This is a genomic window from Nitrospirillum pindoramense (genome assembly GCF_007827955.1).
Lineage (GTDB): Bacteria > Pseudomonadota > Alphaproteobacteria > Azospirillales > Azospirillaceae > Nitrospirillum > Nitrospirillum amazonense_B.
The window spans coordinates 333,890-346,972 of the sequence record NZ_VITR01000004.1 but is presented as its reverse complement, the minus strand read 5'-3'; the positions used below and the strand labels follow the sequence as shown (position 1 = coordinate 346,972).

The window sequence follows — 13,083 nt, the reverse complement described above, 5'->3', positions numbered from 1 at the left end:
TGTCAAAGAAAGGGACGACGTTGACTTCTGGTAAGACCTTCCTGGCCGCGGCGCTTGCCACCGGCTGCGCCCTGTCGGCGCTGATGGCACCCGTCCTTCTTCCCCCGGCGGCCTATGCCGCGGAACAGTCCGGGGCCCCGGTCCCGGCCAAGACGGTCAAGGCCACGACGCTCAAGGCCACGACGCTCAAGGACACCCCGCCGTTCAAGGGGCCCGCCCCGGTGCAGGTGGCCAGCGTCGAGGGCATCACGGAGTACCGCTTGGCGAACGGCCTGCGCGTGGTTCTGTTCCCCAGCGAGGCCAAGTCCACCGTCACCGTCAATGTCGTCTATCGCGTCGGCTCGCGCATGGAAAGCTATGGCGAGACGGGGATGGCGCACCTGCTGGAACATCTGATGTTCAAGGGGACGCCCAGCCACCAGTCCATTCCGCAGGAGACGCAGAAGCGGGGCTTCCAGAACAACGCCACCACGGCGGAGGACCGTACGAATTATTACGAGACCTTCGATGCCCGGCAGGATTACCTGGACTGGGCGTTGGCTCTCGAGGCGGACCGCATGGTCAATTCCTTCATCGCCCGCAAGGATCTCGACAGTGAGATGACCGTGGTGCGCAATGAGATGGAGATGCGGGAGAACAACCCCGTCGGCATCCTGATGGAGCGCATGCACTCCACCGCCTATCTCTGGCACCATTATGGCCATTCCACCATCGGCGCGCGGTCCGATGTGGAGAATGTGGACATCGGCCACCTGCAGGCCTTCTATCACCGCTATTACCGGCCGGATAACGCGACCCTGGTCATCGCCGGCAAGTTCGACCCCGCCAAGGCCCTGGCCAGCGTCCAGGCGGCCTTCGGCCCGCTCAAGAACCCGGACGAGGCCCTGCCGCGCGAATATACGGTGGAACCGGCGCAGGACGGTGAGCGGTCCGTCACCCTGCGGCGCGTGGGGGACACGGGGTACGAGGGGCTGGCCTATCACATTCCGGCGGCCACCCATCCCGACAGCGCCGCCCTGTCCATCCTGGCGTTCGTACTGGGCAACACCCCGTCCGGACGCCTGCACAAGGCGCTGGTGGAACAGAAGCTGGCCACGGGCGTTTCGGCCTCCGCCGAAAAGCATGTGGACCCGGGCTTGGCGCTGACGCTGGCGGAGGTGCCAAAGGGGGGCGACGCCGCCAAGGTGCTGTCGGTCATGACCGAGGTCGTGGAGGGCGTCCACGACCATCCCATCACCGAGGAGGAGGTGGACCGCGCCAAGACCCGCATCCTGAAGAACTACGACCAGTTGATGGATAACCCCAACGGCGTGGCGCTCAGCCTGACGGATCCCATCGCCCAGGGCGATTGGCGCCTGCTGTTCGTCGGGCGTGACCGCATCGCGGCCGTGACCACCGCCGATGTTCAGCGGGTGGCGGAAACCTATTTCCGCCAAGCCAACCGCACCGTCGGCCACTTCATCCCCACGGCGACGCCGGAGCGGGTGGACATTCCCACCGCCCCGGCCGTCGCCACGCTGGTCGACGGGTATAAGGGGCGGGCGGCGGCGGTGGCGGATGCGGTGTTCGACACCAGCTCCGCCAACATCGATGCCCATACCCAGCGACTGGATCTGCCGGATGGGGGCAAGTTGGCCTTGTTGGCCAAGCCGGCCCGGGGACAGGCGGTCAACCTGGTCGTCCGCCTGCGTTTCGGCGACGATGCCAGCCTGACCGGCAAGGACGCCGCGTCCGAGGCCGTGGCCAACATGCTGCTGAAGGGCACGGCCAAGCATGACCGCCAGCAGATCTCCGATCTTCTGGACAAGCTGAAAGCCAACCTGGCCATTTCCTCCGGCACCCAGCAGGCCACCGTGGCCGTGCGGACCGACCGCGCCCATATCGCCGACGTGCTGGCATTGGTGGGTGAGGTGCTGCGGGAGCCGTCCTTCCCGGCCGATGAATTCGAACAGTGGCGCGCCGCCACCATCGCCGACCTGGAATCCTCGCGCACTGATCCGCAGTCCCTGGCCAGCAACGCCTTCAGCCGCGCCTTCGACACGACGCAGCCGGACCATCCGGGCCATATCGACACGATCGACGACTGGATCGCCAAGATCAAGGCGCTGAAGCTGGACGAGGTTAAGGCCTTCCATCAGGCTTTCTATGGCGCCCGCGCGGCCCAGGTGGCCGTCGTCGGCGACTTCGACGCCGCCACGATGCCGCAACTGGTGCAGTCGGCGCTGGGCGGTTTCGTGGCGCCGCAGACCTTCACCCGCATTGCCGACACGCCGTCCCAGGTGGCCGGCCTGGACCAGGTGATCCAGACCCCGGACAAGGCCAACGGCATTCTGCTGGCCGGCCTTCCCTTGGCCCTGAACGAAGATGATCCCGACTATCCCGCCCTGCTGATGGCCAACCGCATCCTGGGGGGCAGCACCCTGCATTCCCGCCTGGGTGATCGGGTCCGCCAGAAGGAGGGGCTGTCCTACGGCGCGGGTTCCGCCCTGTCGGCGGGAGCCATCGACAAGGTCGGCCGCCTGACCCTCCAGGCCATCGCGGCTCCCCAGAACGTGGCCAAGGTCAAGACGGCGTTTGGCGAGGAACTGACCCGTCTGGTCAACGATGGCGTCACCGACCAGGAACTGGCGGAGGCCAAAAGCGGTTTCCTGGATCAGTTCCGCATGGGCCGCACCGAGGACGCGCGCCTGGCCAGCTTGCTGGCGGGCAACCTCTACCTGGGTCGGACCATGGCATGGTCGGCCGAGATGGAGGCCAAGGTGGCGGCGGTGACGCCGGCGCAAATCTCGCAGGCCCTGCGCGCCCGTATCGACCCCGCCAAGCTCTCCTATTTCCGGGCGGGGGACTTTGCCAAGGTGACGAACTGAGGTTTATCGAAAGGGGTGCGCGGGCGACCGGCGATACCTCCTCTAGCCAGGCGCGCACGGGCGCGTTAGCTTGACGCCCCTTGGAACGCGGGGGCGGGGAAGGGTGGCCGGCCGCCCCGCCCTGGCCAGGGGGCATGACGTGGCGGATCGCCAGGATTTGACGGGAAAAGGGGCGGCGGTGCGCGCCATGCCGGCACCCGCCCTTTTGCGTGTCCGTCCCGCCGGAAAGCCGGGTGCCGCGGCCACGTCATCCTTGGGCGTCCGTGGCCGCCTGCTGCTGGCGGCCGTGGCGTTGCTGCTGCCGCCGCTGTTGGGGGGCGCGCTGCTGCTGGGCGGCGCCTACACCCGCGAGCGCCGGGTGGCGGAGCGCCACCTGGACGAAACCGCCCATATGCTGTCCCTGGCCGTGGACCAGCAGTTGGGGCAGAGCCAAGCCTATCTCCGGGCCCTGGTCGCGTCGCCCGCCATGGCCGCCGGCGACATCGCCGCCCTGGAGGCCCAGGCCAGGGCGATCGACCTTCCCAAGGGCTATTGGTTCCGGCTGGCGTCCGCCATCGACGGGCGCGTGTTGATCAACACCGCCTTGCCGCCGGGGGCGCCGCTGCCGGGGGGGCAACTGGGCCCCAACCTGCGGGCGGCCCTGGACAGCGGCCACAGCCGGGTCGGCACCCTGTTCAACAGCACCCTCACCAACCAGCAGGCCATCGCGCTGCATGAACCGGTGTATCGGGACGGCGCCCCCGCCTATGTCCTGTCGCTGGTCATGCCGTCGACGGAATTCACCCAGCTGCTGACGGACCAGCAGCTGCGCGCGGGCTGGATCGGCGCTGTCGTCGACCGGTCCGGCGGCATCATCGCCCGCACCCGGGACCCGGACCGTTATGTCGGGCAGAAGGCGCGGCCGGAATTCATCGAGGCGTTCAACAACAGGACGTCCGGCCGCATGCCCGGCCTGTCGCTGGAAGGCGTTCCCATCATCATCTCCTTCCGTCATACGCCCAGCCAGGATCTGGTCGTGTCCGTGGCGGCACCCCGCGATGAGTTGGGCCGTGAGGCTTGGCGCGGCCTGCTGGTGGCCATGGCGGGGGCCGTGGCCCTGTTCGCCTTGGCCATGGGCTTGGCCCTGCGCCTGGCCAGGGGCATCACCTATCCGGTGGAACAGTTGGCCGCGCGGGCCGCCAGCCTGGGCCGGGGCGCGCCGGTTCCAACCGAGACGCTGGGCCTGGCGGAGGCCGACGCCGTGGCCAAGGTCCTGGCCGACGCCGGCCAGCGCCTGGCCCGCTCCAGCGCGGAGCAGGAGGAGAAGGTGCGCGCGGCGGTGGCCGAGGCGGAAAGCGCCAACACCGCGCTTTTCCAGGCGCACCGCATGGAAGCCGTGGGTCGGTTGACCGGCGGCATCGCCCATGACTTCAACAACCTCTTGCAGGCCGTGTCCGGCTGCCTGGACATGCTGATGCGCCGGGCGGCGGACGATCGCAGCCGAGACCTGATCCGCGCCGGCATGCAGGCCATCGACCGGGGTGCCGGGTTGACCCGCCAGCTCATGGCCTTCGCGCGCCGCCAGGCCCTGCGGCCGGAACCGGTGGACGTGGCCGACCTGGTGCGCACCATGCGTCAACTGCTGATGCACGCGCTCAGGGCCGACATCGTGCTGGAAATGGCCCTCCCGCAAAGCCTGTGGCCGGCCATGGCCGACCCCGCCCAGTTGGAACTGGCGCTGCTGAACGTGGCCGTGAACGCGCGTGACGCCATGCCCAACGGCGGCGTCCTGCGCTTCGTCGCCGAGAACGTGACCCTGGCGCCCGACCACACGGAAGAAGGGTTGAAGGGTCAGTTCGTGCGCTTGGCCATCACCGACACCGGATCGGGCATCGATCCCGCGGTTTTGCCCCATGTCTTCGAACCGTTCTTCACCACCAAGGAGGTGGGCAAGGGCTCCGGCCTGGGCCTGTCCCAGGTATATGGCTTCGCCCGCCAGTCGGGCGGCACGGTTCATCTGGACAGCGTCCCGGGCGTGGGCACCACCGTCACCCTGTTCCTACCCCGCGCTGCCGACGCCCCCCGTCGACCCGCGCCCGTGGTCGAGGTGCGCCCCGCCGACCGGGTGGAAACGCGCACCGTTCTGGTGGTGGAGGATGACGCCACCGTGTCCGCCACGGTGGCCGCCGGCCTGACGGAGCGGGGCTTTGCCGTGCTCCAGGCGTCCCGCGCCGATCAGGCTCTGGCCCTGCTGCAGAACGGCGACACCATCGACATCCTGTTTTCCGATATCGTCATGCCAGGTGGCATGAATGGGGTTGATCTCGCCAAGGTGGCCCTGGTGCTGCGGCCCGATCTGGCCGTCCTGCTGACAACCGGATATGCCGAGAATCTGCCGCCGCTGGAAGGTATGCGCCTGCTGCCCAAGCCCTACCGTATGGAGCAGCTGTTGGAGGCGCTGGACGCCTTGCGGTGAAGTCTGCCTTTCGGTCTATCCGGTTTTTCTGGCCCGGCTTTCAGCTTCCATTAACCCGCGCGCGCCCATACTCGCCACCGGCGGCGCGGCCCGCCTTTCAGGGATGGGGCCGGGCCCCGTTCCGCCTGTCCTTGTACCAGGCCGCGAGCGGATGGTTGCATGTTCGGCGCCCAGTTGGCCCAGATACTGGATGATCATGAACGCTGGCTGGCGGCGAAGCCGGGCGGCCGGCGCGCCAATCTGGTAATGCACGTTCTGCGTGGCGCCAACCTGTCAAACCGCGATCTTTCCCGCGCCTTGCTGACCGGTGCCGATTTATCCGGTGCCGCCTTGGACAATTGCCGGCTGGAGGGGGCCGACCTTTGCGGCGCGGGCCTGTCCGATGCCAACCTGACCCAAACCTGCCTGGTGTCCGCCGACATGCGCGGATGTGACTTGCGGGGCGCCGTGCTGGACCGGACGGATTTGCGTGGGGCCGACCTTCGCCCCAGCGATATGTTGATCGCGTTGCCACCCGCCGGCGCGGGGCAGGGGGCCTTGAGCGGGCAAGGCGTCGTCTTCCGGCGTGCGCGGCTGGGCCGCGCCCTTCTCGTTGGGGGCCGTTTGGCCGGGGTGTCGATGCTGGATTGCGACCTCACCGGCGCCTTGCTGCGGGGGGCTGACCTGCGGGGGGGCGACTTCACAGGCTCGCTGCTGCGGGACGTGGATTTGGCGGGCGCCGATCTCAGCGACGCCAGCCTGAGCGGAAGCCGTTTGAGCGGCGCCCAGCTTGCGGGTGCACGTCTGCAGGGTACCCGTTTCGCCCAGGCTGACCTCATGGGGGTGGAACTGAATCGGTGCGATCTGAGCGGCGCGCTGCTGGAGGATGCCCGCTTTTCGCGGCCGCTCGATTCGCTGGCCCTGGACATGCGTCACCGGGTGCATGAGCACGAGCGCTGGATCGACAGTGGTGGTGCCCGCGGTGCCCGGGCGGAGTTGGAGGGCGCCAACCTGGAAGGCGCCGATCTGCGGGGCGTGCGCCTCGCCGGCGCGATGCTTCGGGGCGCCCGGCTGCGCGGCGCCCTTCTGGCCGGTGCCGACCTGACATTGGTGGACCTGTCGGGCGCCGACCTGACGGAGGCCAGCCTGCGCGGTGCCGTGTTGCGCGGCGCGACACTGGGGCATGCGCGGCTCGTGGCGGCGGACTTGGCTGATGCGCGGCTGGATCCGGCCGACATTCTGAATGCTGATGGCCTTCCCAGCGGCCGGTCCTGGCCTGCCGACCTGTCCGGCACCGACCTTGCCGGGGCCAGTCTGTGGCGTGCCCAAGTACAGTATGCGAATTTCACCGGCGCCAGCCTGAACGATGCCGACCTCACTCAGGCTGACACCACGGGGGTCCGCTTCGCCGATGTCCACCTGCAAGGGGCGGTGGGCCTGGATCGGCCGTCGCCCTCCGCCTCCGCCTGGGCCGGTTGACCCGCCCCGCTCCCCATCCGGCCGCCCCCGCACGGTATCTATCCCAGTCCTGCCGATTCGCACTCTGGTCAGTACATACCGTCCGAAATACTCATCCGAACCGCATAGACCGAATGAAAGAGCGCTAAATGAAGCGTCTTTGATTACGGTCCTTTCTACCAAGTGTCCATGAGAAGCGGGTGGGAGCGGTAGATGAACGATCGACTAAGGCCGGAATTGCGGGAACTGGCGGTCAAGATCGCAACGTCCTACGCCCGGTCAAACCCTGTCAGCGTCGAGGCATTGCCCTCGGTGATTGTACTGGCGTACCAGGGACTTGAAGCCTGCGTCGCCCCCCCGCCGCCCCCGCCGCCCGAGCCGGTTAAGCGGGGTCGTCGCACCACGAAGGCCGTCGTCAAGCCCCGTGGGCGCGGGCGTCCCGCCGCCAGCCGGTAACTTACGGCTTTACTCTCGACTCCTTGTGGGCGCCGATTCGGCTTTGGGACGTTACACACCCGTATCGACCTCGGGTCTGTGCGTGGCTGGATTGGCGCGTGCCGCTCATGTACAGTGCCCTGAGCACGGGGGTAGGACGCGGGCGGTGTCCTGTCTTCTGGCTGTTCGTCCGGCCTGCCGGATGCCGACATGCTTCGGCGTCTCGCGGATCGATATGGGGCCCTATCATCAAGCGGCATAAAGGTGCCGACGCGTCGATCCATGGCTGTGACCAGCGGTTACAAACGACAGCAGGTCGTCACTGCCCGCCGCCGTGAAAACGGTCGGCCATGACGTCCGACCTCGATTCCCTGTTCCTGGTTGAGGATGCCCCCGCGACCCCGGCGCGGGAACTGCCGCCGTGGCCCATCCTTGTCGTCGACGACGATGAGGAGGTGCACATCATGACCCGGCTGGTGCTCAGCCGCCTGACCTACAAGGGCCGGCCGCTGGACTTGCTGACCGCCCGGTCGGCGGCGGAGGCGGCCACCGTCCTGACCAAGCGCGAAGACATCGCCGTCGCCTTGCTGGACATCGTCATGGAGACGGATGACGCCGGCTTGGTGCTGGCGCGACGCATCCGCGAGGAATTCGACAATCACGATGTGCGCATCGTGTTGCGCACGGGCCAGCCCGGCCAGGCGCCGGTGCGTGACGTCATCGTCAATTACGACATCAACGACTACAAGGCGAAGACCGAGCTCACCTCGGAAAAGCTGTTCATCACCATCATCACGGCGCTCCGGTCCTACGACAACATCCGCACGGCGCGCGAGGCGCAAAGCGCCAGCCGGTTGAAGTCGAGTTTCCTGGCGACCATGAGCCATGAAATCCGCACGCCCATGAATGCGGTGCTGGGCATGCTGGAACTCATGTCCCATACCGGGCTGGACGATGAACAGATGGAGATGCTGTTCACCGCCCGGGATGCGGCGGGCACCCTGTTGCGCATCATCGACGACATCCTCGATTTCTCGAAGATCGAGGCCGGCCGTATGGACATCGAATGCCATCCGGTGGCGCTGGGTCCGCTGGTGGAAGGGGTGGCGGACATGCTGGCGGCCCAGGCGCGCAAGCGTGCTCTGGATCTGCACGTCCACATCGACCCCGCCATTCCCGACCTGCTGATGGGTGACCCCCTGCGCCTGCGCCAGGTGCTGTACAACCTGACCGGCAATGCCATCAAGTTCACGGAGAAGGGGGGCGTCACCCTGTCGATGCGCTGCCTGCCGGGGGCGGAGCCGGGCCGCTGCCGGGTGAAGGTGGCGGTGCAGGATACCGGCATCGGCATTGCCGAAGACGTGCAGAAGCAGTTGTTCCAGCCCTTCACCCAGGCCGAAAGCTCCACCAGCCGGCGCTTCGGCGGTACCGGCCTGGGCCTGTCCATCAGCCGGCGCCTCATCGACCTGATGCAGGGGCGCATCGGTTTGGAAAGCGCGCCGGGGCAGGGCTCGACCTTCTGGTTTGAAATCGACCTGGCCATCGCCCAGGAGCAGCCCGCCACGGCGCCGCAGCCGGCCCTGCCCTCCTTGTCGGGGATCGACGTGCTGGTCGTGGCCGAAACCCCGGCGCTGCGCGACACCGTCGCCTGCTATATCGAGGCCGCCGGGGGCCGCGTGACGGAGCCGGGGCAGGCGTGGACGGTGGCGGTGGTCATTCCCCGCCCCGGCGATGTCTGGCCGGATTTGCCGGATGGCCGGCCGGCGGTGCTGGTGGCTGCCGCGGACTCGGTCCGGCCGGCGGGCCTGCCGTCCGGCACGGTGCAGATCGGGCGGCCGATGCGGCGAGTCCCCCTGATTCGCGCCATCGCCTCCGCCGCGGGGCAAGAGATGGCGGCGCGTTCCGCCACCTCCTCCCTGCGCCAGGGGCGGGGGGAACCGCCCCCGGTCGAGGTGGCCATCGCTCAAGGCCGGCTGGTCCTGGTGGCGGAGGACCAGCCCGTCAACCAGATGGTCATACGCCGGCAGCTGAGCCTGTTGGGCATCGCGGCGGAGATCACCGAAGACGGCCGCCAGGCCCTGGCGGCGTGGCGCTCGGGCCGTTTCGGCCTGGTCCTGACCGATTGCAACATGCCGGAAATGGACGGGTTCGAACTCACCGCCGCGATCCGCGAGGCGGAGACGGGCACCGGCCTGCGGACCCCCATCATCGCATTGACCGCGAACGCCATGGCCGGTGAATCGCAGCGCTGCCTGGCGGCGGGCATGGACGGGTTCCTGGCGAAGCCTCTGGAACTGGATCGGCTGGACCGCTGCCTGGCGCAATGGCTGCCCCCCCTGTCGGGCGCGGTACCGTCCCAGTCCGGGCCGTCCCAGTCAGGGGCATTGGGGGAGGCCGGTGCCGGGGTGGTGCCGGTTCTCAATCTGGCGCGCACGCTGGAATTGTTCAGCGCGCTGGATGACGAGGCACGCACTTTCCTGAACGACTTCCTGGACGCCGCCCGCCCCTTGGTTCTGGGTGTCGCCGCGGCATTCGCCCGGGATGATCTCGGCCATGCCCGGCACCAGACCCATGCCTTGGCCGGCGTGGCCAAGACCGCCGGGGCTGATATTTTGGCCCAGGCGGCTGATCGAGTGGAAGAGTCCCTGCTGCAAGGGAATCCGGAGGATGCCCGGCAGGCGGCAAAGGCTCTGCCGATTGCGCTGGAGCAGGTTGCGTCAACCATCGCCTCTTTATAACAAGACGACTTCCGAAATTTCTGTCTATACTAACTTAGTATTCCGGGCCTGTCGTTCCGGTGGACGTCGGGGCGGCTATTCACTCCACGTTAAAATAAGATTGTTTGGATTTGAAGCCGGCGGCCGTTTGGGGATGGCAATGGGTGTGATTTCCTTCAATTTCCGTAGCGCCCTGGTGATCGAGGACCAAAGCTTTATCCGTGGCGTCATCGTCCGGATTCTGCGGCAGCTGGATTTCGGCGCGGTGATGGAGGCGGAGGATGGATCGTCAGGGTTGAGCGTCGCCCTTGAGCGTCGGCCGGACGTTATCATCGCCGACATCGACATGGCGCCGGTGGATGGGTTGACCTTCCTGCAGCATCTTCGGTCGCGCGAAACGCAAGGGCACCATATTCCGGTGGTTTTCCTGACCAATCGGGCGGACAAGGAAACGGTATTGAAGGCCAGGGACTTGGGCGTGGACGCCTTCATCGCCAAGCCCGTTACCCTGGTCAGCCTGCGGGAAAAGCTTCAAGTGGTGATGGCGCCGCGACGTTAGGTCGGATGGCGGCGGCGTGTGCCCGAGGGCACGGCGCCACCGGTCGAACCGGCATCGAGGCCGGCATTTGGAGGCAACGGGGACTGAGCATGGCGAGGGTGGCGCGCGGGCAACGGGCGATTGGGCGTATGCCGGCTGTGAGGCTGGTGGTGGGCCTCCCGTGACCTATTCCCCGTCCACGACCCCGATCCACCGTTTGCTGGGTATTCCCGTACCCCGTTGGCTGTGCGCGTGGTTGTTGCGGCGCGCCCGGCGCCAGGCGGTGATGCGACGTCATCAGATGACCGTCGCCTTCTGGCACTCCCTGGCGGTACGGCAATCGGCCTTGGCCCTGCTGTCCGCCGTTGTGATCGGGGCGGCGCTGTCCCTGATCCAGGGCATCGGCCAGGCGGAGCGGGAGCGGGCCAAATTCGCCAACGCCGGCCGCGTCGTGCTGGACCTTGTGGAAAATACGGCCAGCGCCGCGGTCTGGAACCTGGATCCGGACCTGGCGTCGGGGCTGGTCCGGTCCGTGCTGGCCATCGATGGCGTGCGGGCGGTGCGCCTGGTGGAAATGCCCAACCGGGTGCTGGCCGAAGGCGCGCGCGACCTGCCGCCCGTGGACGGGGGCGCCCTGTCGTGGCGGGGCTGGCTGTCCGGCGCCCATTTCGCCCCCATCTTCAAGGATCTGGCGGAGACCCAGCGCCTCCTCTACCGTCCGGCCGGCAGTTCCCGCGGCGGCCCCATCATCGGGCGGCTGGAGCTGGAGTTGGATACCAGCCGGGCGGCGGCCGACTATGCCGCCTTCATCCGCACCACGGTACTGGGCGGGCTGGTGCGCGATCTGGCGCTGGGCGTGGTGCTGGCCCTGCTGCTGCACACCTTCCTGACCCGGCCGTTGCGCGCTGTTGGCCTGGCCGTCGCCAGCATCGACCCCTCCCGTCCCGGCGCCGCCCGCCTGCCCGATTTTCCGCGCCAGGCCGAGAATGAGCTGGGCTATCTCGTCCGGCGCTTCAATGAAGTGCTGCGTCTGCTGGACCGCAACCGGTCGGACATGGAGCAACTAGCCACCCACGATGTCCTGACCGGCCTGCCCAACCGCCTGCTGCTGCAGCGACGCCTGGATGAGGCGCTGCGGCGGCGGGAGCGGCGGCTGTACCACCCGGAGCGATCGGATCTGGTGGGGACGGTGGGGCATCCTGCGCGGGGGCGCGGCGGGATCGCCCTGTTCTTCCTGGACCTGGACCGGTTCAAGCATGTCAACGACAGCCTGGGGCACGATGTCGGCGACCGGCTGCTGCAGGCGGTCGCGTCGCGCTTGTCCGACTGCCTGGGCGAGGGCGACATGCTGGGCCGGCTGGGGGGCGATGAATTTCTGGTGGTGACAGAGAACGTCCATGAAGCGGTCGACGCCGCTGTCCTGGCGGAGCGGCTGCTGAAGGCGCTGGAGCCGCCGTTGGCGGTCGAGGGGGGCCACCTGCTGCATGCCGGCGCCTCCATCGGCGTGGCGATGGTGGGTGAGGGGACGGCGGCGGGTGAGATGGAAACCGCCAGCACGCTTCTGCGCCAGGCCGATACGGCGCTTTACGCCGCCAAGGCGGCGGGGCGCGGGCAGTACCGCTTCTTCTCCCGCGACATGAGCGAGCGGGCGGAAAACCGCCTGACCACCGAGGCCAACTTGCGCCAGGCGCTCAGTATCGGTTCCTTCGAACTTTACTTCCAACCCAAGGTGCGGGCGGCCGACCAGTCCTTGGTGGGGGCGGAGGCGCTGGTCCGCTGGAAGCATGACGGCCAGTTGGTTCAGCCTGGCGCCTTCATGACCGTGGCCGAGGATTCGGGCCTGATCATGGAACTGGGCAGCTGGGTGCTGGAGCAGGCGGTGCGCGAGGCCACGCACTGGACCAAGCTGCTGCCCGACTTCCACATCGCCGTCAACGTCTCCGCCCGGCAGATCATCGCGCCCGGCTTCGTCGAGCGCGTGCGCGACTGCCTGGCGCGCAGCGGCGTGCCCGCCGACCGCATCGAGATCGAGGTTACGGAAAGCGTCATGGTGGACAGCGCCCGCTCGCTGGAGGTGCTGTGGCGCCTGAAGCGCCTGGGCGTGCGCATCGCCGTGGACGATTTCGGTACCGGCTTTTCGTCGCTGTCCTACCTGCGCCAGATGCCCATCGACACCCTGAAGATCGACCGGGCCTTCGTGCAGGACCTGCCGCGCGACAGCGCCATCGCCGCCATGATCCTGACCCTGGGGGCGCGCCTGGGCCTGGAGGTGGTGGCCGAAGGGGTTGAGCGGGAGGAGCAGCTGGCCTGGCTGGTGGCCGAGGGCTGTCCCGTCGTCCAGGGCTTCTTCATCGCCGAACCCATGCCCGCCCGCCAGCTGGAAGCGCGCTTCCTGCACCCGCTGCTGATGGCGCGGGAGGACGAGCGCGAGGGGCGGAGCGCTTGAAGCGCTGTGGTGGAAGATCTCCGATGAAAACGTCATCAAGGGAGACTGGGCAATATTGCTTATAACAAAAGGGGCACGATTGTTGACGGTACCATCTTAAGGTGAGTACCCTGAACGGGCTTGGGGTCGTGCCCACCTGCCCATCCCGTTACCAGGAAATCGCGGGTGGGGGGATAATAACGGTTATA

Annotated in this window: 6 protein-coding genes; all 6 read left to right on the top strand. The window is 67.8% G+C overall.

What is annotated here, in order from left to right; translation table 11 throughout:
* Nucleotides 1-20 precede the first annotated feature (20 nt).
* A complete protein-coding gene (locus tag FBZ90_RS08720; protein ID WP_186455677.1) occupies nucleotides 21-2,867 on the top strand; it encodes a M16 family metallopeptidase in 2,847 nt (948 codons plus the stop codon).
* 103 nt (nucleotides 2,868-2,970) lie between these two features.
* Nucleotides 2,971-5,322 carry a hybrid sensor histidine kinase/response regulator gene (locus FBZ90_RS28635; protein WP_145731048.1) on the top strand — a complete coding sequence of 784 codons (2,352 nt, stop codon included), beginning with the start codon at nucleotides 2,971-2,973 and terminating at the stop codon, nucleotides 5,320-5,322.
* A 159-nt stretch (nucleotides 5,323-5,481) separates the two neighbouring features.
* Nucleotides 5,482-6,780, top strand: coding sequence for a pentapeptide repeat-containing protein (locus FBZ90_RS08710; protein ID WP_145731046.1), 1,299 nt, complete (start codon nucleotides 5,482-5,484; stop codon nucleotides 6,778-6,780).
* A gap of 764 nt (nucleotides 6,781-7,544) precedes the next feature.
* Nucleotides 7,545-9,932 (top strand): response regulator, encoded by a 2,388-nt coding sequence (locus tag FBZ90_RS08705; RefSeq protein WP_145731044.1) that lies wholly within the window; start codon nucleotides 7,545-7,547, stop codon nucleotides 9,930-9,932.
* Entirely contained in the window at nucleotides 9,907-10,470 is a 564-nt protein-coding gene (locus FBZ90_RS08700) for a response regulator (RefSeq protein ID WP_186455676.1), read from the top strand. The genes FBZ90_RS08705 and FBZ90_RS08700 overlap by 26 nt, the downstream gene beginning before the upstream one ends.
* A gap of 265 nt (nucleotides 10,471-10,735) precedes the next feature.
* Nucleotides 10,736-12,895: a putative bifunctional diguanylate cyclase/phosphodiesterase gene (locus FBZ90_RS08695; protein WP_246130240.1), complete on the top strand. Its 2,160-nt coding sequence runs from the start codon at nucleotides 10,736-10,738 to the stop codon at nucleotides 12,893-12,895.
* Nucleotides 12,896-13,083: the final 188 nt, after the last annotated feature.

What these genes read in the sequence shown, in the direction of transcription:
- FBZ90_RS08710 (WP_145731046.1), top strand. Translation starts at nt 5,482, where the DNA reads ATGTTCGGCGCCCAGTTGGCCCAGATACTGGATGATCATGAACGCTGG.
- FBZ90_RS08705 (WP_145731044.1), top strand. Translation starts at nt 7,545, where the DNA reads ATGACGTCCGACCTCGATTCCCTGTTCCTGGTTGAGGATGCCCCCGCG.
- FBZ90_RS08695 (WP_246130240.1), top strand. Translation starts at nt 10,736, where the DNA reads ATGCGACGTCATCAGATGACCGTCGCCTTCTGGCACTCCCTGGCGGTA.